Origin of the sequence: Paenibacillus cineris (genome assembly GCF_018333335.1) — a bacterium.
In the GTDB taxonomy this organism is placed as follows: Bacteria; Bacillota; Bacilli; order Paenibacillales; family Paenibacillaceae; genus Paenibacillus_AQ; species Paenibacillus_AQ favisporus.
The window spans coordinates 1010762-1031002 of the sequence record NZ_BORU01000001.1 but is presented as its reverse complement, the minus strand read 5'-3'; the positions used below and the strand labels follow the sequence as shown (position 1 = coordinate 1031002).

Annotated in this window: 12 protein-coding genes; 1 reads left to right on the top strand and 11 read right to left on the bottom strand. The window is 54.7% G+C overall.

What is annotated here, in order from left to right; all coding sequences use genetic code 11:
• Positions 1-12: 12 nt before the first annotated feature.
• The 3 genes from KI379_RS05160 to KI379_RS05150 all read right to left on the bottom strand — a co-directional run bounded on the left by KI379_RS05160 (position 13) and on the right by KI379_RS05150 (position 5356).
• On the bottom strand, positions 13-972 hold the full coding sequence (locus KI379_RS05160) for a carbohydrate ABC transporter permease (RefSeq protein ID WP_089546167.1): 960 nt from the start codon (positions 970-972) through the stop codon (positions 13-15).
• A gap of 15 nt (positions 973-987) precedes the next feature.
• Positions 988-3867: an extracellular solute-binding protein gene (locus tag KI379_RS05155; RefSeq protein WP_212982953.1), complete on the bottom strand. Its 2880-nt coding sequence runs from the start codon at positions 3865-3867 to the stop codon at positions 988-990.
• Positions 3868-3961: 94 nt separating this feature from the next.
• Positions 3962-5356 carry an ABC transporter substrate-binding protein gene (locus KI379_RS05150; RefSeq protein WP_212982952.1) on the bottom strand — a complete coding sequence of 465 codons (1395 nt, stop codon included), beginning with the start codon at positions 5354-5356 and terminating at the stop codon, positions 3962-3964.
• A gap of 276 nt (positions 5357-5632) precedes the next feature.
• Between KI379_RS05150 and KI379_RS05145 the strand changes: the two genes are divergently transcribed.
• Positions 5633-6403 (top strand): helix-turn-helix domain-containing protein, encoded by a 771-nt coding sequence (locus KI379_RS05145; protein WP_212982951.1) that lies wholly within the window; start codon positions 5633-5635, stop codon positions 6401-6403.
• Between the two features lie 127 nt (positions 6404-6530).
• On the opposite strand, the gene KI379_RS05140 is transcribed toward KI379_RS05145, so the two are convergent.
• From KI379_RS05140 to KI379_RS05105, 8 genes are all read right to left on the bottom strand, one after another.
• On the bottom strand, positions 6531-9266 hold the full coding sequence (locus tag KI379_RS05140) for an endo-1,4-beta-xylanase (protein ID WP_212982950.1): 2736 nt from the start codon (positions 9264-9266) through the stop codon (positions 6531-6533).
• 105 nt (positions 9267-9371) lie between these two features.
• Positions 9372-10265, bottom strand: a complete 894-nt coding sequence (locus tag KI379_RS05135) for an ABC transporter ATP-binding protein (RefSeq protein WP_076169193.1) — start codon at positions 10263-10265, stop codon at positions 9372-9374.
• Between the two features lie 3 nt (positions 10266-10268).
• Positions 10269-13151 carry an ABC transporter permease gene (locus tag KI379_RS05130; protein WP_244879197.1) on the bottom strand — a complete coding sequence of 961 codons (2883 nt, stop codon included), beginning with the start codon at positions 13149-13151 and terminating at the stop codon, positions 10269-10271.
• A 43-nt stretch (positions 13152-13194) separates the two neighbouring features.
• The gene (locus KI379_RS05125; RefSeq protein ID WP_076169194.1) at positions 13195-14262 is read right to left on the bottom strand and encodes an efflux RND transporter periplasmic adaptor subunit; all 1068 of its coding nucleotides are present in this window, start codon (positions 14260-14262) and stop codon (positions 13195-13197) included.
• Positions 14216-14947, bottom strand: a complete 732-nt coding sequence (locus tag KI379_RS05120; protein ID WP_212982948.1) for an ABC transporter ATP-binding protein — start codon at positions 14945-14947, stop codon at positions 14216-14218. Before KI379_RS05120 ends, KI379_RS05125 begins: the two co-directional genes overlap by 47 nt.
• A gap of 339 nt (positions 14948-15286) precedes the next feature.
• On the bottom strand, positions 15287-16747 hold the full coding sequence (locus tag KI379_RS05115) for a glycoside hydrolase family 43 protein (RefSeq protein WP_212982947.1): 1461 nt from the start codon (positions 16745-16747) through the stop codon (positions 15287-15289).
• 104 nt (positions 16748-16851) lie between these two features.
• Positions 16852-18483: a response regulator gene (locus KI379_RS05110; RefSeq protein WP_212970134.1), complete on the bottom strand. Its 1632-nt coding sequence runs from the start codon at positions 18481-18483 to the stop codon at positions 16852-16854.
• Positions 18461-20224: a sensor histidine kinase gene (locus KI379_RS05105; RefSeq protein ID WP_240913228.1), complete on the bottom strand. Its 1764-nt coding sequence runs from the start codon at positions 20222-20224 to the stop codon at positions 18461-18463. The genes KI379_RS05110 and KI379_RS05105 overlap by 23 nt, the downstream gene beginning before the upstream one ends.
• Positions 20225-20241: the final 17 nt, after the last annotated feature.

Below are 20241 nucleotides of genomic sequence, written 5' to 3'. Positions count from 1 at the left end.
CTCGTCACCAAATCACTCCCCTACCTTTCTGAGCAATCGCTGCGTCAATTTGTTGGCACCGAGCATCATGGCGAACAGCACCGTCGCAATCGCGGACGCATACCCCATTTCAAAGCGGATCGTTCCGTAATCCATCAAGTGCGTGACGATCGTATGCCCCGCGTAGTTGACACTGGGAAAACCGGCGAGCGCCACCGAGATATCGGCCACTGCAAACGAGCTGGTGATCTGCATAACCGCACCGAACATCAGCTGCGGCCTCATGGACGGCAGCGTAATGAACCACAGCTCCTGCCAGCGGTTGCGGATGCCGTCGATCGCTCCGGCTTCAATCAGGGACTTGTCGATCGTCTGCAATCCCGCGATAAAAGCCAGGAAGCTGGTACCAAGGCTGAGCCACAGCTGGACGATCATGATGATCGGCAAAATGTACTTCTCGTTCGTCAGCCATTGGATCGGTTCCAGCATAAAGCCGAATTTAATTAAAAAGCCGTTCAAATAGCCGTATCTGTCGCCTGAAAAAATAATGAGCCAAATAAAGAAAACGTTGCCGGAAATCGACGGCGCATAGAAAACAAGCGTCATCAATGCGCGGACCTTCGGGGACAGCTCATTGATAATCCATGCAAACAGAAAGCAGGCAATGTAGCTGATCGGTCCGCAAATGACCGCAAACAGCAGCGTATTTTTCAAAGCGATCATAAAGACGTCATCATTCAAAAACAATCTGGAGTAGTTCTGCCACCCGACAAACCGGGGGAATTCCAGCATATTGAAATAAAAGAAGCTGAGAACGATCGAGAAAACGACCGGAACCACCGTAAAGGCAAAAAAGATCAGCATGTACGGACTCATCAGGATGTAATAATGCTTGTTTTTCTTCAGCTCTCTCCAGACGTTGGCCAGCCGCGACTGCTTTTTCGGCTGCACGAGGCTCGATACGGCGGACGGGCTGGTTGTTTCGGCTTGCATCCGATTCCCCCCTTACTATTCAGGTAAATTGAATTCCTTCCGCTTGACCGCAATTTCGTCATTGATGTACAAGAGGTAATCCGACAAAGCCTCACGGGGATTCTCGCTGGCGTTGACGACTTTGCGGAATGCGTTGTCCAGATGCCGGCCGGTAAAATAGCCGCCCGGAACCTGCGGGATTCCCCGGACCCATTTCCACTGGTTCTCCAAATTTCGATAGTCTTTAACCGGCCAAGGCAGCTCCTCAAGCGCCTCGACGTTGGCTGTCGGATAACGGGCAGCCTCGCCCATCAGCCCTTCCATCTCGCGGCCGTATGCGATTTGGGTATCCTTATCCGTCCACCATTTCATGAACTCCCAAGCCGCCTCTTGATCCCGTGCGCCCTCGAGCATCATCACGCCGGTCGTGTGGCTTGCCACTTCATGATGGATCGTGCCGTTCTTCTCCGTGCCGGGCACCATGGTAAATTCCCATAGCCCCTTGATCTCCGGCGCGAGGACGGTCAGCATGTTGTACGTCGTATAATCCGCAATGCCGATCGGCATTTCGCCGGTGCGGAACCGGTTCGGAAAGTCGGCCAACAGCGGGAACTTGTAGCTCGTATAGAACTGCGTCCATTTCTTGAAGGCATCCATGGAGATTTCGGAATCCAGCGCGCTCTTTCTGCCGCCGTCCCGGTAGAATTCGCCGCCGTTCTGGTACAGCAGCATGGAGAACGTCGGGTTCGGCACCAGGCTCGCGTTGGCGGCCTCAATCGGCAGATAAAATTCCATGTTGTGCTTCTGCAAAACCGAAATCATGTTATAGATATCCTGCCACGTCTGGGGCGGCTCCAGGTTAAGCTCCTTCAGGATATCCTTGCGGTAAAAGAGCATCGGGAACGACTGCTGCTCCGGCAGCGCGTAGACGCCTCCGTCATATTCGTAAGGCACCAATCCGCTGTCGCGAAAGCGGGATGCGACTTCGTTATAATCGGCAAATTTCGACAAATCGGCGGCGGCTCCCCGCATGGCATAGTTCACGGGCACGTCTTCGCCGATCTGCATTGCCACGTCCGGCCCTTCCCCGGCGAGCGTCGCGGGCAGAAGGATGTTGGCGGGTACGAGCTTCAGATTGACCGAAATGCCCGATTTCGGGGTAAACGAATCATCGATCAGGTTTTTCAACACCTGTGCCTGATCCCGTCCCGTCGTAATCCAAACGGTCGTCGACCGCTTCTGCTTGCCGGTATTGCCGATGCTGTCGTAATCCTCGGTATAAGAAGCGGTAAGCGCCCCGGCTTCATGCTTCACCACCTGCAGAAACGACGCATCCGCTCTCGGCAGCTTATGATCCGGGGAGGAAACGACCAGATAATCCAGTGTAAGCGGCTGTTCCCGGACGGTCAGAATCCAGGTACCCAGGCCGCCGACGTTGGTCTTGAAGGCCTCCAAACGGTTCGCAACCGTATCCGGCCGTTTGGCCATCTCTTGGAGCTGCTTGACCATCGTGTGCAAAATGGCCACCTTGTCGCTCTGTTCGCCTGTCGCTTGTTCCAGGTAATCGGCCACGCTCTGGATCGTTTCGGCTTGTTTGCGGAATACCTCCGCCATTTCCGGGATCCGCTTCTCCAATTGGTAGTCCCGGTACGGATCGGGCGAATTGGACGTGATCATCAAAATTTTGCGGTACATTTCGTTCAGCTGCAGCACACTTGACTCGATCGTCTGAATCAACGGGGCCAGCTCGCCAAGGGAAACCGTCATGCGAATCCGGTGCTTGCCTTGGGTCAAATGAAACAGGTACGGCTCATCCTCTCCCAAGACGTACATGCTCCAGTCCCTGCTGAATTCAAAAGGGATCCGCTTCATCTCCTTGAACGGAACCTTTCCGTCAATCGTCAGGCTTCGCGTGGCGAAGACGCCGCGCAGCTGATCCTGCTTCTCTTTTAAAGCGATCTGGTACAAGCCGTCCTCCGGCGCTTCGAATTCCCACTCGATCCATTGTCCGGGCAGCTTCCAGTTCAGCCCTCCGATCGTGTTGATCCGAATTTTGGACACATCGTATGGAATAACCGTCGGGCTCGATCTGTCAGAAACCGGGTACAAGGTCGGAGAGGACTTATACACCGCATCCTCTGCCTGAATCAGAGTGTATTGGTCTTTGACCGGCTGCAGCCCTTCGGTTGAATAATCGCTCTTGATTTCTGCGTACGTCTTTAATGCTTCTTCCTGGTACAGCTCGATATAATCGATGGCCATAGGCTCACGCAATGCCGTCAAGGTCACGCTTTGATTGCCTTTGTCAAAATAGAACAAATAGGGTTCGTCATAATAACCGCTGCGGTCGGTGACGGATTCGACCTGCCAGATCGGCTTCTCTACCTGACTCGGACGCAGATCGTTCCCTCTGTCATCGCGACCGATCTTGTCGTCCCGGTTGCCCCAGACCCGGTCAAACGTAACCAGGTCGGCGCCCTTAAAGGGCAGCTGTTGATTGATTGTCAACCCGCGTTCGATCGCGGAACTTTTGCCTTCAACCGGCAAATACCGGATTCGGATGTTGTACAGGCCCGCCTGTTCGATGGGCACGTTCCAGCTGATGGAACCCGACTCCGGCGTGAGGACGGCGGTTTCCCCTGACGGATGGACAACCTCGAATCCCGGCCCGTCGGTTTGGGTAAAGCTCTCGCCCTCGATCCGGATAACCTGATCCGGGCGCTTAGCATCCGAATGGGCTTTCACATATGCATCGTAGCCGCCGTCATCCCCGCCCGATCCCGTAACAGCCGCAAAGTCGGCCATGGCTTGAACGCTCCGCATTTCGGATGAACCGGTAGGGTAGAATGCCCAAATGGACACCAGTATGGCAAGGACGAGCAGGACAGCGACGTAGCTCTTCTTTCGGTTGTTCACGCTTCTCCCTCCTGAAGCAAGAGACATGTCATGTCAATAACAGTCCCCGTTAGAAAAAAATTTCTAATAGGGACTGCTGCTTCAACATGTGAAATTATTTCGATCCGTATACCTCATCAATGGCTGCCTGGAACGGCGCTTTGTACTTTTCCACCACCGTAGACACCGAGGTTCCGCTGGTGATTTCGCCGAGGAAATCGTAGAACTTCAGGTTCGGGAATGTGAAGTGGTCGAGGACAATCAAATTGGCGGCGACTTCCTTCGCATTGTTAATGTCGTTTTCATCCGTGAATGAGGTTTCATAGTAGGCCTGGTCCGGATAGTCATACATCGAATCGATGTCGTTGATCTTCTCCCAAATATAGAGCAGCTTATCCGGATCTTTCACAGCCTTAGGGATGAACAAAGATTGATAGAGGCCTTCGTAAGAGTGGTACGAGCTTGCACTAGGCCCTTTAGGGAATGGAACAAATCCGATATCCGCGTCAGGCATATCCTTCTTGAAACCGCTAAGTTCATAGAGCGCTCCCGTGTACATCAACGTGTTGCCTTGACGGAAAAATTGGCCCGGCTCCGTCCAGTCGCCGCCTTCCGTTGGTCTGGCCACTTTTTCGGTCGCAATCTTGGAAATAAAATTAAGCGCTTCGGTCGTTTTCGGATCTTCCAGGTTTTGCTTGTTGTCCTTCGTCAAGCTCGTTTCGTTGGAAGCGAGCGCAAATTCGAGCGGCGCCGGGTTAGCGAGCCCCCAGGAATCAAGCTTGCCGTCATTGTTCGTATCCTTGTTGGCTTCTTTGGCCACTTGCAAAAACGTATCCCAATTCCAGCTGTCTTCATTGACATAATCTTGAAGCGACTTCAAGCCAAGCTTGCTCATGAGCGTCCGGTTGTAGAAAATACCCATGACATTGTTGCCCTGCCCTTCCGAGAAACCGTAACCCCTACCGTTATATTGCATGTATTGATTGGTCACACTTTGGTTAAAGGCTACCGGATTTTTCGTATACTCATCGACGGGCCACAGCAGGTCCTGTTTCACAAGTGCCGGAATCGTGTAGGTTTTGCCCAATCTGACGATGTCGCCAAGCGGTTCGCCGGCCAGAAGGGAAGCCGTCACTTTTTGCTGGTATTCGCCGTAATCGATCGCGACGTATTCCACTTTGAAGTTATGCTTCTTCTCCAGCTCCTCCAGATTTTTTTTGCGCTGGATGTTATCCGGGTTATCCTCCGGAATCGTCATATCCCACCACGATACGACCTTGATCGTTCTTCCGCCCATGTCGAAATCCATGTCAGGCGTCTTGTACGTTTGCTCCGCATCCTTCTCTTCCGCACCTTTATTATCGGTGTTGGTTGCCGCAGTCTCGGTACTCGTCTCCGTACTCGTCTCCGCCGTACCGGCGCTTGACCCGCTTTTAGAGCCGCCGCTGCTGCACGCCGAAAGCACAAGCAACAGTGTGCAGAGCAGCAGCATCATTTTTCCCATACGCATTCCTCTAATCCCCCCGTTAAAGTGGTTTGCATCCCAATTACATTCAAAGTGTAGCGCTTACATTGAAAGGGCAACAACCTGTGGTAAGTTAGATATTCTACCCGTCAAAATATAGGTTGCTTGTAACCCCTTACATTACAAATGGCCAATAAGTAAACAACGGATAGCAATATAAAGAAAAGCACATTGTTTGGGGATCGGGTTCTTTTTCATAATGAGAGATAAGCAGTTTCACCGGAGCCAATGATTTACAAAAAAGAAATAGGGGGGAATATCGTGTATAAGGTGCTGCTTGTTGATCCCGATCATCATGCGAAGGAATGGATAAAGCGTATGCTGGACAGACACCAAGCGGAATTTGAATTGGAGTGCCATGCCGCTGCAGCTGCCGAGGCGATGTCGATGCTATCCGCCCAGGATCATCAGCTGGTGCTGATCAGCATGAGAGCCTCGGAGGAAGAAGGACTTCAGCTCTGCGGCCGCATCCGGGAGAAAAGCCGTGTCCCGATCGTTCTGATCGGCGGGCGCAATGAGTTTCAGCTTGCCCGGAAGGCTTTGTATTATCAGGTGAACGACTACCTGCCCGACCCCGTATCGCCGGAGGAATTCGCGGCTAGCCTGAAGACCGTGAAGCGGGAAATGGATGAAGCGCCGTATTCCGGACATCAACCGGTCCCATGGGCAGGAAGCGTTCAGGAAGCTGCCTCCGCCATCTCTTCGGCCGGTATCATCGACAAGGTGAAGGCGTATGTGGAAGAGGCCCTGCATCAGAACATCACGCTGAAGGAAATCTCCCATGTATTTCACTTCAACTATTCTTACCTCGGCCAGAAGTTCAAAGTTGAAGAGAAGATGACCTTCAAGGAATATCTGCTTCAGCAGCGCATGGAGAAGGCAAAATTCCTTCTGGAGAACACCGACATGAAGGTGTATGAAATCGCTAACGAAGTCGGTTATACCGAGATGGACTGGTTCTATAAGAAGTTCAAAACGTATACCGGTGTAAGCGCTAACAAATATAGAAAGACCCTGATAATAACGGCGTGATTTAAGCATACTTCCGCGTACATGGCTCACATTCGATGAAGCCTGACCACCTGATCCCTTAAACCAAAGGCCGCTTCCCGGTTGTTTATCCGGGAGCGGCCTTTATTCGTTCCCCCACTTGCTGGGGTTATTCCAATGTTAACAGTCCGATGTTAGACAGGTTTTGCCACGTTCTGTCCGACGTATCATTCCAGATCGCCACGCTGTCGCGGACTCCGTCGTCATTCCCGTCATTATTGACCTGCACGTCAAACCCGATGAGGCTGCCCGCCTTTGGAGGTGTACCAACCCAATCGACAGCGGCCTCAATAATGTAGCCGGTCGGGGTCCGCTTTGCGGCGGATGTCAAATTGGCGATGAGCGATCCGGGGCTGACCGACGGCTCGTTATCGAAGTTCACACGATACTGCCCGTCGTCGCTGTCATAAGAAGCGGCTCGTGCGTTGTTCTGATCGATGAAGATTTCGACCGAATCCTGCTCCCACGCATTGGCGCTCCGCTTGGTCACCAGAGAGTCGGTCACCTCGGCCAGCACGTACAGACGGTGATCGTCCCAGAGCGTCCGGACCTTGGCCGTTGAACCCGAAGATCCGCTGACCCAGCGGTCGGTTACGATCTGCTCGGCCTTGTTCCAAATGTCATCGATGTCTCCGTCGATGACCGCCGTTCCTTTTACAGCCTTGGCGGTTCGCGGACCTTCCACCATCGTTAATATGCCAAACCCGGACGTATCCGTATCCTGCCTGTGATGAATATCGTTCCAGGACGCCAGCTCTTCCGCTGCACCGGACCGGTCGCGAATACGGACGTCAAAGCCGAATTCCTTTCCGGTGTGCGCACCGTCAACCGGGATCGAGGCTTCGATCCGGTATCCCTTCTCTGTTTTCACCACGTTATACTCGGCCGGTTTATGCGGATTCGCGCCGCTGCGCCGAAACGTATACTTTTTGTCGTCCGATTCATAAGCATTCGTTTTGCCGTTATTGCCGTCAATGTACACTTCGACGGAGTCATTGCCGTTCACCGTGGCATCATCGACATCGACCCATATATACAGATGTCCCGCATCCCACAGCGTCTTATAAGTCGCTGCCGCTTTGCCGCCTGTCTGAATCGGTACCGCCTGCGCCACATTCCATACCGCCTCCGCCTGGCCGTCAATCTTCACGCTGGCCTCCAGGGCTTTCGTGCGTTTCGTTTCAACCGGAACCTTCGCCGGATCGACGAGCGCCCAGTATGCGTATTTGGCTTGCAGCCGTTCATCGAACAGCAGCGGCCAATTGTTGCGAACGACCGGGAACGTGCGCAGCCAGGTGTTCAGGTCATCCTTGCCCCAGAATATGACGGCGCTGAGCTGATCCGAATGCTTCCTGAATACGTCGAAGATCTCCCTGTAGCGGTTGGCCTGCTTGATTTGCAGCTCGGCTGGGAACGTCTCATAAGCCTCCGTGTCATTCGTATAGATGCTCATGTCCAGTTCGGTGATTTGCTGATCGATGTCAAGATCCCGGAACGCCTGAATCATATCGTCTAATTCCTGCACCCGGGGATATTCGATCCCGATATGCGTCTGGTGGCCGACGCCGTCAACCGGAATCCCCTTGGCCTTCAAACGCTTAATCAGATCATGCAGAAACTGCCGTTTCACGGGATCATTCGTGTTGTAATCGTTGATGAACAGCTTGGCGTCCGGATCGGCCTCATGTGCATAAATGAACGCCTTTTCAATGAATTCCTCGCCTGCAATTTGATACCATAAGCTGTTGCGGAGGCCCCGCGGTTTCTGATCGCCGGGCTCAATAACCTCGTTTACGACGTCCCAAGCGTAAATTTTTCCCTTGTACCGGCCGACGACGGTATCGATATGCTTTTTCATCCGCGCATATAGAAGCTCCTTGCTGGCGAGGTTACCGTTGCCGTCGTAAAACACCCATTTCGGCGTCTGGGAATGCCAGATGAGCGTGTGGCCCCGCATGGCGATCCCGTTATCCATAGCAAAGCTTACAATTTTATCGGCTGCCGTAAAATTGAATTGACCCTCCGTGGGCTCGGTGGCGTCCCATTTCAGCTCGTTGCCGGCCGTCAGACTGTTGAAATGCTTCCGGACCAGCTCCGCATCAGGGCTGTTTGGATTCTGGATTTCATTGACCAGCACAGCCGTCCCCAGCTTGAATTGGCCGGCAAACACGTCCTTCAGGCTCGGAATGTCCTTCTGAATCTCGATCGGAACCGGATCCGGAGCGCGCTCAATCACGACATCGTCCACGTAAAAATCAAGCGTCGGATAATCGAAGGATTCGATATAAACGGCTAGGCTTTCAATCGGGTGTTGCAAGGTATATTCTCCGCTGAGCTTGACCCATCCGCTGTCGCTCGCCTGGACCGATTTAACGAGTTCATAGGCATTGGCGCCATCCGTCGTGCGTTGCACCACAATCGATACTGGCGAGCTTGCCGTTCCGGCAGGCAGCTTGACCCAAGCCGATAAGTGGTACGTCTTTCCCGTTTCCATGATTGGCGTCACGTCGAGCTGCGGGCCGTTCCAGCCCTGGGTTCTACCGGTGACCTGCAACCCGTAAGATCCCGTATGGGCTGCATTCGGGGAAACCGTCAGGACTTCGCTGCCGCCACGCCCGTACCAGCCTTGAAGCGTCCCGTCCTCAAAATCTTTTGAGATGCTTACCGGAACGCTTGCTGCCGCATCGCTCGTTCCGGCTGTCCCCATGCGGCCTTCAGATAGCAGGCCGGCCGACTCCTGCTCAGCACGGGCCAGACCCGGACGTGTGCCGAGCGATAAAGGGGCCAATACGAGAACAAGCGCGAGCATCAGCAGGATGGAACGTTTGATTCGATGCTTTTTCATGAATCCACCTCTCCTCATGTCATCTATTCCATTAAAACGCCGCTTAACGGCGTTCCATGGTCATGTTATGGATCACTTCATTCCATAAATAAAACCAGGTTAAGTTCAGACCGTCTGCCTTTCGTTTGCCGGGTACAGAACGATACGCCCGTCTTCAAGTTCGACACGCACCTTGTTGCTGTCCTTGAAGCTCCCCGTGTCGAGGTAACCGGCAGGAATTTGCAGCCGGCCAGCCTTGTCGAGCACTGCATACTCGATATGGCTCTCGGCTTCCCGCCGGGCGGTGTCGGCGTCCATTTGCGTCAGCACATCGGAATAAGAGATTCTGCGGATCATCTCGGCCGACGTCTTGCCGTCGCGGATCTGAACAACCCGGTCCACCTTGCGGGCCAGCTCCGGATCATGAGTCACGATCACTATCGTAATGCCGATCGACCGATTCAACGTCCGGAACAAATCGAGAACCTGATTCGACGTGCCCGTATCGAGCGATCCGGTTGGCTCATCGGCCAGCAGCAGCCGCGGTTCGTTCGCCAGCGCGATGGCGATAGCCACCCGCTGCTGCTCACCGCCGGACAATTCGCTGAGCTTGTTCTTCACCCTGTGGCTCAGGCCGACCGCTTCCAGGAGCTCGAGCGCACGGGCACGGCGTCTTCGGCCCCGCAGGAGAATCGGCAGCTCGACATTTTCGATCGCGGTCAAATAGGGAATCAGGTTGCGCGCGTTATTTTGCCAGACGAACCCGACCGACTCCCGTTTATATTGCACCAGGTCGCGCTCGCTGAACGCGAGGAGGTCCTTGCCGTCTACGAACAGCTTGCCGGCCGAAGGTTTGTCGAGGCCGCCCAGCATGTTGAGCAGCGTCGATTTGCCGCTGCCGGAATTGCCGATGATCGCCATGAATTCACCGTTCTCCACCTGAAGGTCAAGGCCCTGAAGGGCGACGACTTCCAAATCCGCCGTTTTATAGATTTTGACGAGCCCTTCGCATTGAATCATGAGCTATTCCTCCCCGAGCTTCAGCGCCTGCGCGATGCGGATTCGTGTCAGCCGGTACCCCAGAATGAGCAGCCCGGTCGCCAGCGTGAACCCAATAATGCCGTACAGCTGCAAATAATCGCTGAGCTGATATGTAATCGTGAATGGAGGGACTTGTTCTTTGGACGCAAACGACATTTCAAACAGGGGCACGAATTTCATGCTCGTGACGTTGCCGATGAACACGCCGATGAGGACCGCGGCCCCCGACGTGAGCAGCTGTTCGCTGACGAGCATGCCGATCATTTGCGGGAAAGAGATGCCCATGGCCCGCAGAACCCCGTATTGAAGCGTCCGGCCGGATAAGGTCAGCACCCAGAACAGCAGGAAACCGATGAAGCTGACCAGCATCGAAATGGAAAAACCGAGCGTCATCACGCCGTTCATCGCCAAACGGAACGGATCATTTCTGGATTGGACCAGCTCCTGCGTCGCGTCCCGCAGGCTCGTCACCTGCAGCTTCTTCTCCTGCAGCTCTCTGTAGATTTGTTCGCTGTTCGTACCGTCCGCCAGCTTCAGCCATACCTCATACGGCTCGACGGCCAGCCTGTTCTGAATCGTGCCCAGATGTCCGACAACGAGATGCGGCTGCTCGGGTTTTCCGCTTCCCTGATCGGACGGCAGCGGGCTCCAGCTGGGCCAATAATCGATGATGCCGTACACCGTGAACGTCGCCCCGTCCAGGCTGTCCCAGTAAACCCGGATCGGATCGCCGGGCTTCAGCTTGGCATCCTCTGCGAGCGACCGCGAAATGAGCACGGCCTCCGGATTCGGGGCGATCAGATTCAGGTAGCTGTTGATCGGATACTGCAGCAGCCCCTCCTTCAACCAAGCGGTACTGCCGAAATCCTTCGTGTCGATGCCAAAGAGAGCCGTTTTGCCGGACTTTTCATTGCCGACGGCACTGAATCTGGCCTCCTGCTTCTTGAACACCTTTGCTGTCGCTTGCACACCGTCCAGCTCCTCAAAGGGCTCGAAGGGCGGCTCCGTATACTGAACCCTTTTCTGCACCGTTGTCGTTGCCTGCTCAGACTGAGGCTGCCCTCCCGCCCCGGGGGATACAGGTGGAGGCGCATCGCTTTCCCATTTTGTCGTCAGCGCAATGTCCGTGCCGACGGCATACCGAACCTTGCTGTCCATGTTGTCGTTGATCGTCCTGGCCGCGTTCGCGCTGAACAGACCCGTCGCCACCGTCATGATCAGGAACACCTGAATAGTCAAATACTGCCCGGACGAGCGGCTGATCTGAACGAGCGTATGATACAGCGCAGGCGGCCATCCGTTTCGGCCCAGCCAATAAACGAGCCGGACGAACCAGGGGTATACCCGCAGCACCAGCAGGCCGCCTCCAAGCGCGAAAAGAGCCGGGGTCAGGAACAGGAGCGGATCAACCTGCAGGTCGGCAGATCCCAGCGCAAGCCTCCGCAGATCCTCCTGGCGCTGGTTGAAATTGTACAGCAGGTAAGCTGCCAGGCAGATAAGAACAAGATCCAAACCTGTCCTGTGCCAGATCGACAGCCGGGTGAGGCGCGCCGTCTGCTGCTTGTGGCTTACGATGCTGACCCGCGTTGCGAGGAAGGCCGGAATGAGGATCAGGATGACCGCTCCCGCCACAGCGGCTGCAGCCACTTGATAGGCGCTGCTCGTCATGCTGACCTTCAGCGCGGAGCGCTGCACGAACTCCAGAAACCCATTGGAGGCGCCAAGCAGTTTGGTAAACCATACGCCGAGAAACGGCCCGGCCGCCAGCGCGCTCAGCCCGAGCAGCAGGCTCTCCAGCAGGTAGGCAGCCATGATCTGCAGCCGGCTTGCTCCCCGGCTGCGGAGCACGGAAATTTCCGTTTTTTGCCGGTCAATGATCAGATTGGCGGTCATATATAAATAGAATGCCAGCATCAGCATGACAGGGGTATACAGCGAAAGCGTCACCGTATCGAGCTTCTCCTGTTTGCCCTGGTACGATGCGATGGTCGGGCTCGCCGGAATTTTGATTTCGGCTACCCCAAGCTTGCCTTTGAAATAACGCCGGACCTCCCGGTCCGCCTGGGTGAACGCATCGACCTTGCCCAGCGACAGCTGTTCGTAATTGAGCGCGAGCCGCCATTCCATGCTGGAGACCCTGGCTTTGCCGCCTTGCGTAAATTCTCGCTCGAACTGCTGGAAGGGGATCAGGAATCCGTCCTCGTTCTCCGTGGTCAGAAACGGCAAATACCGGTCCGCCTCCGGATTCGTCTCTACGATGCCGACCGGGATGACCCGAAAGCGGGTACTTCCGCCATCCTGCGGCTCTACGGTCAGTTCTTCACCAAGCTTCCGCTTGGTCGCCAGCTGAAACTTCTGTGTGACCAGCGCCTCGATGATCCCGTCCGAACGATCCGCAGGCATCCGCCCCTCGATCAGCCGGACCCGCTTCTCCAGATCAGACAGCGACATAAAGCTTCCTAACGTCTTTTGCGATTGCTTCTCTTGAGCCGAAGCATCGGCGCCGTATACCTTCATCTTCGGCGTGAACCGCTGCTGATAGAACGACAGTGCTTCCAGCCCCATGCGCTCCGGAATCGTCTTCACGAACCGGTCGGCGCTTCCGATGGCTTCCTTCGTCTTTGCGTCCATGGATGATGCCGAGACCGTCGTGCTTATTCGGAGAAAGCCCGGATACACGCCGTTCCCGGTCTGCACGGACTGCAGCTCCTTCAGTAATGTCCGCTGCAAAATGGCCTGCGAGTAGAGCGGCATGGAGCTGAACAGGGCCACGCATACGGTAAGGCCGATCCACAAATTCAGCTGCAGCCACTTGTTGTTGGCCATCTTGCGCAGGATCATCGTCCACAAAGCCAATACATACACCCCATCCCTAAATGCCCGGTCGGCCCGGGCCATAGCTCTTCGGTTAATTGTTCAGAATGACCTTCTGGCCTTCCTCAAGTCCTTTGACAATCTCGACTTCCGTCGGCGTCGTCAATCCGATCTCGATGTCAACCTCCTTGCGGCGTTCTCCTTCGGCGATTTGAACATAGGAACGCCCCATATAGGAGCGGATTGCCGAGCGGGGTACAATGATGGCGTTATCCCGCTTCTGAAGCTCGATCGTCAGCTCGGCGCTGTCGCCGACCTTGACGTCTCCCGGAGCGTTGTCCATGCTCATGAAAATCGTAACCCCGTTCTTCTCGGCCTTCGAACTGTCGGCGGCTGCCGGCAAATCCGAAGGGGCTTGAAGGACCTTTCCCTTATAGTCCTTGCCTTTATACTTGAGACTCACAGGCATGCCGGCTTTGACCGGGTTCAGATCCTTGCTGTCCGCTGCAACATAAGTCAGCTGCACTTTGGACGGGTCGGAGACCGTGACGATCGCTTGATAAGCGTTCACGTTGTCTCCCGCATTCAGCTTCTCGACAAACGTCACCGTTCCCGAGACGGGAGCGTACAAGCGTGATTGGCCAAGCTTGGCCTTCATCTCCTGCAGCGACATCCGCTCGCGCTCCAGGTCGATTTCCTTGAGCCGCAGGTCTACGGCGCCTGCACCGGCATCGCGTGCCTGTTTGTACAGCAGCTGTGCGCGCTCTACATTCAGCTGCTGCAGACGCACCTGAAAATCGAGGTCGCCCGTCTCCAGCTCGGCCAGCAAATCGCCCGCCTTCACCTCCTGGCCCACCGTCACCGGAATCGATTTGAGCCTTCCGCCCATCTCCTTGAAGGACAGCGCTTCGGATTGGGCCGACACAAAATAAGCCGTCCCCTTCAGGAAGGTCTGAATCTTCCCGCGGCTGGCCTGCACGAGGTTAAACTGTTCTTTGGCCGGCTCGACCAAGGGCGGCTGCAGCGTTTCCGGTTCGACCGGAAGGAGCGAACAGCCCGAGAGCAGCATCAGCGCCGTCAGAAGCGCGGCTATTCGCCGCAGACGCCGGTCTATTCTAGATAAGGGGAGATTCGTTCGTTGTCTGCGATACAATATTTCCATCCTCCAATGCGATAACGTGATCGACAAGCTCCATCATCCCGGGGTCATGCGTCGTGAGAACGACCGTCATCCCCGATTCTTTTACCAGCTCGCGAAAAATGCGGACGACCTGCAGCCCCATCCGGCTGTCCAGTTCGGCGGTCGGCTCATCCGCAATCAACAGCTCAGGCTGGTGCACGATTGCGCGGGCAATGGCTACGCGCTGCTGCTCGCCGCCCGACAGTTCGGACGGCCGATGCTTCATCCGCTCCCGCATGCCGACGCGGTCAAGCGCATGCTCCACCACCTCACGGTTACCCTTCAGTCCTGCGATACGCAGCCCGAATTCAACATTTTCGTAAGCCGACATCAGCGGAATCAAGCCATACGACTGGAACACGAGGCCGATCTCCTTGCGCCGGATCTGGCTGCGTTCGGAGCCGGATAAACCGGTGATTTCCCTCCCTTTGAAATACACCTGTCCCTCCGTCGGATCGTCTAATGCGCTGAGAATGTTCAATAGTGTGGTCTTTCCGGAACCCGAGCGCCCTCTCAGAGCCACGATCGTTCCAGGCGGAATGTTCAGATGGATATTTTCCAAAGCGGTAACGGCGGTATTCCCTCTGCCAAAAATCCGTGTGATCCCGCTTGCCTGCAGAATCGGTCCGCCGCCCGTAACCTTCGTCTCCGTTTCCTTACCGGTCATTGCACTCGCCCCTTTGTTCTGACCCGATTCGCCTTCACCTACCTCATTGTAGCGCTTCCATTCTGGGGGAAGTACCCGCCAGTTCCCGTTCGTTTACCTGAGAAAATGTAGATATGTGCAGGCTGCAAGTTCTGCGGCTGTGTGTATTTGCAATAAGAAAAACGTCTATCGACGTACTCTCAAAGGAGACAGACCGCGTTTAGATGTTGTTTTTCTTGCGATATCAGGAAGGTCTCGCTTCGAATTTTATACTTTCTGATATCTTAAAAAAATGCCGCCCGATGAAACGGACGGCATTTCTTACAACGACCTTACTCTCACATATTCATTACCGGCGCATTATCGAAATTGCCAATAGTCGATCTGGAACAGCTCGATATCCGGCTTCCCTTTGAAGATCAGGAACAAATCATGCACGCCCTCCGCACCGCTGACGGGCGCCGCCATTTCGCTCCACTGTCCGCCGGTCGAAGACACTTGAAGCGTACCGATCGATTTGCCTTCAGGGCTGTCCAGGCGGAGCTCGATGACTCCTCCGTCATTCGCGCACGATACAGACGCTGAAAACGCTGAGGCCCCGGCGCCGAAATCAACGCCGGACACGGCGGTCCAGTCCCCATGATGAATGTCCGTTAAAACCATGAGGTCTTCGCCCTGTTCCAGTCCATCCGTCTGAAGCTTACGCACATTCACGCCTGCGCACCAAGCGATCGTCTCCGCTCCAACGCGGTCATATGGATTCAGCGGCTTGATCTGCTCAACGCCGGCCATGTCCGCTTCAATGGATTGGATCGCACCATCCTCGTCCAAGATCACCCGGTTAAGGTGGGTCGACCGATACCCCTTCACCACGCCCATGGCCTTCGACAAGGTCTGGGCGTGATAAGCGATATACCAATCCCCATGAAACTGGAATATGGCATGGTGGTTGTTGCCGCTGACACCGAAAAAATGGCCGGGATTTTTAAGGATCGTCCCCTGGTACGTCCATGGCCCCATTGGGCCGGTGCTGGTCATATAGGCAATCTCCCCTGCCGGAGGACTTCCCTCCGGGCGAACGCCATTGTAGAAGTTGGAGCAATACGAATAGTAATATTGGCCGCCTTCCTTATGAATGCCTGCATCCTCGAACATAAACGGAGCCGGGATCGGCTCGGCTTCGCCGATCACGCTGATCATATCGTCACCCAGCCGCATCATCCGAGCGGTCCCGGGATTCTCATCCTGGCCTTCCGGAACGCCCCCGCCAAAGTAAATATAGCCTTTGCCGTCATCGTCCACCAGCACGGCCGGATCGAAGAGCCATACGACGCCTGGAACGCCCGGCGTGTCCCTTGCGATAAGCGGCCTGCCGATCGGATCGATCCATGGGCCGGTCGGACTGTCGCTCGTCAGCACACCGATGCCGCTGGCGTTGTTGGCAAAGTACAGGAAGAAGCGGTCTTTGCCGTCTATTCTTTTGTGAGCCGCCGCAGGGGCCCAGGATTGCGTCGCCCATTTGGCTGCTCCATCCGGACCTGCCACCTGAATGGCGCCATGGTCCGTCCAGTTCGCCAGATCATCCGAGGAAATTACCGATATGCGGTTGATGGAGCTATAGCTGTTTTCCTTGACCGCTCCTTGCTCGTCATACTCTAATACATCATCTGTATTGTAGAGGTATACGCGCCCGTCGAACACCAGTACATAGGGGTCTGCTCCAAATTTATGGGCGACAAGCGGATTTCCGTTTCGCGGCAGCTTGCCGATCGGTGCATGAACGAGTTCATTCATTTTTGTGTCAACTCCCGTATTCAGCATTTTTTGTATAACCAAACTCTCTTAAAAAGAGTAAGGCTTGCGTTCAGCGGTAACAACCTGTCTGATCCGTCCGGATCACCCGCCAAACTCTAGTTTCCAGAGGTTCAATTCAAAGAAAGTGTATCCCGGTATTCCTGTGGCGTGAGCCCCGCTGCTTTTTTGAAAAAACGGGTAAACGAATGGGCCGCCTCGTAACCGACGGATAACCCCACCTCGCGCACTTTCAAATCGTTGTCCCGCAGCATCTCCTTGGCTTTCTTCACCCGGCACTTGTCGATAAAATCGGATAAGTTGATTCCTTTCTCCTGCTTGAAGAACCGCGACAAATACGAGGGATTGAAATAATGGATTTCCGCTAGGCGCACCAGGGACAAATCCTCACTCAAGTGCTCTTCGATGTACTGGCAGATCCGGTCGACAATCAGCGAGGCCCTGTCCCTCTCCTGCGTTTGTTTGCTTAGGAAAATGGATTCCGCGACGCGTTTCAAATAACCGAAGGCCTCCTCCATTGAGGGATGATCGTTCAGCCGCATCAATTTTCCGGTATCCCCGATATGCCCGTGCATTCCCATACGGCCTATGCAGGAATGCAGCATCAGCGCAATCGTATAGTACGTCTCGATCGTTAACTGAACCTTACAGCTCATCTTCAGTGCACTGGCCGTTACCTCCTCAAGCGCTTGGATAAATTCATCGTGTCTCCCCGACTCCAGATAAGCCCTCAGCACCTCCGCTGTCTGACTGTCCGCAAAGCTCGCTTTGCAGTCCATTCCATCAAGCGGCTCGAAGCCGTCGCGTACAATGATGGCTCCCCCGCTGCCGCTCCTTAACTGCTGCAGCTCCCGCAGCCTTTCGTATTGGCGCGTCAAGCTTTCCCACCTGCATGCTTCGCTGCTCAGCGCCAATCCGATGCTCAATCCAAGAAAACCGATGCAGGATTCCTGAACCAGCTCCAAGGTCCCCTCCACGAATCGGATGAAATGGCTGTCGGTCCCGCCCTCGGCCAGTTCAGACGGTTGCAGAAACCAAAAGGCGTCGCCATGCTTGTCGGTGATCCCCATACTCCGGGCCCTGCCCGAAAAATAGGTATCCCATATCCTTCTGACGGACGACAGGATTTCGCCTCTTTCCGTATACGTCCTGCCCTCCGGATACGAGATGCGGCCAAGGACCAGCACGACAGGCTGGGCGGGATCGAGGCCGATGCCCAGCTTGCTGAATTCGCGAGCCAGCATGTCTGTATCCTCATCCAATACACGGCTGTTCTGGAGAAGGTGCCTCATATAGTCACCCTGCGCCATGAATTGGAACGCCAACAGCTGCTCGCGGGACTGTTCCAGCAGCAGACTGTCGTGATGCGCGCGTTCGATATCGTCCAAGACATCCTGCACGGTGTCGGTCACTTTGGCGTACCCTTCCGTCTTCAGCACATAACGGGCATTGGTCATTTGGATCGCGCGGTACGCATATTCGAATTCACTGTGGCCGGTCAAGAACACGACTCTGCATCTGGGCCAGTACTTCCGGATTTCCTCGGATAATTCCAGCCCGCTCATGCCGGGCATGGCTATATCGGTCAAGACGATGTCGATTCTCGTGCGCGACATCCAATCCAGCGCTTCCTTGGCGGAATAGGCTTTGCACACATCGAGCCGCTCCGGCTGATAGCGGTTGAACACTTCATATAGCCCGTCCGTAATGATATCTTCATCGTCAACGATTAGCAGTCTGTACATCCCCGTTCTCCTCCCTGATCTTGATACGAATGGCGGCCTGAAGCCCGCCCAAACTGCTTCTGGACAAGAACAGTCCGCTGCCTTCGCCGTACGTAAGCAGGATCCGCCGATGGATGTTGATCATCCCGGTCATTTCGTGGGATTCGGCAGGACCTGTTACCCGATGCTGGAGGGCTTCGAGCCCGGCATCATCGATGCTGTTCCCGTTATCCTCCACCTTGATGACACATTCGGAGCCGGTTCGTTCAAACGTAACGCGGAGAAACCCTTCGTTCGGCATGCTCTCCAGACTGTGCTCATAGGCGTTCTCGATCAACGGTTGGACGATCAACCTCGGAACCTTGATGCGCTGCATGTCCACAGGCAATTCGTCGAACTGGACACGGATGCGCCGGGAGAAGCGGAGCTGCTGGATTTCCGTGTACATTCTCGCATGCTTGATTTCTTCCGACAGCGTGGCATGGTCCTCGCCGTTGCGGGCGATGAACCGGTAATACTCGCCGAGCATAATCGTAAACAGCTCGATCCGGTCCGTATCGCCCGTCTTGGCCAGCGAATTCAGGATAAAGAAGCTGTTATACAGAAAATGCGGTTTGATTTGCGACTGCAGCTGCTTCAGTTCCGCCTTCTGCATCATCAATTTCTGTTTGAAATCTTGATCGATCAACGTCTGCAGCTTGACGAGCATCTGATTAAACCGGTCATACAAATAGCCGAACTCATCCTTCTGCTCATGCTGAATCGGAATATCAAGGGTCCCTCCTTCCATCCTTCGAAAGCTTTGGACGAGCGACAGCAGCGGACGATGAACGTAACGATAAGTGGAATAGGCATATACGATAATGGCAAAAACCGAAGTTACCGCAAACACCCATGCCCACAGGTTGAATTTGATCAGCGGTCTCTTGACCGTCCCCTCCGGTAAGTACGAAACGAGCGAGAGGGCCAGCTTGTCGGAATTGGCGATATTGAAATGGTACTCCCTTCTCCCGATATCGAGCAGTATCGTACTGTCGTCCAAGCCCTTGGCCGCCTTTATAAAATCCTCCAGCAGCTCTGGCGGCGTGCCGTTGCTGGACAATGTGAATCCAGCTTCCCTCGCGATCAGAATCGAGCCGCTTCCGGGATACACGCTGAGCGGTTTCAATGAGTCCTTCAGCTTGTCGTTATCCAATTCGATTTCAACGAGGTACAGCGGATCCTCCACATTGTTCCCGCCAAACTTCGAGGCGGTGAGCTGAAGCGAATCCCCCTGCCGCATCAGCCGGGCGCCGCTTCGTTCTCCGATGGAGCGTATTGCATCATATCTCTGCTGGTCCAGCGAACGGACAGCATTGCTGGCCGAAATCGTTTTACCGATCGAATGAATATGGACATAAATATCTTTGATGTACGGGCTGCTGTTTTTTATGGAAGTCAGACGGTGGAGCAAGTAATTTACGCTGGACCTTTTCTCGGCGCTGTCCATCATCCCCCAAGTGACGGCAATTTTATGAAGCTCGCTTTCCTGCAAAATGTCGAACTGCTGAATTTCAAGCCATTCGATTTCCCGGTTCAGCCCCTCGAGATAGGATGATAACTGCGCCAGTGAATTTCTTGATATTTCTTCGCTTGCGTTGGTATAGCTCCAATTGTACAGGTATACGCCGAGCAGAATAATCGGGAGGATCACCACCAGATACATCAGAACGAGCCTGGCCAGGATGGTATGACGCAACGAATTCACAGGAATCCTAATCAAAACAACGCCTCCGATGC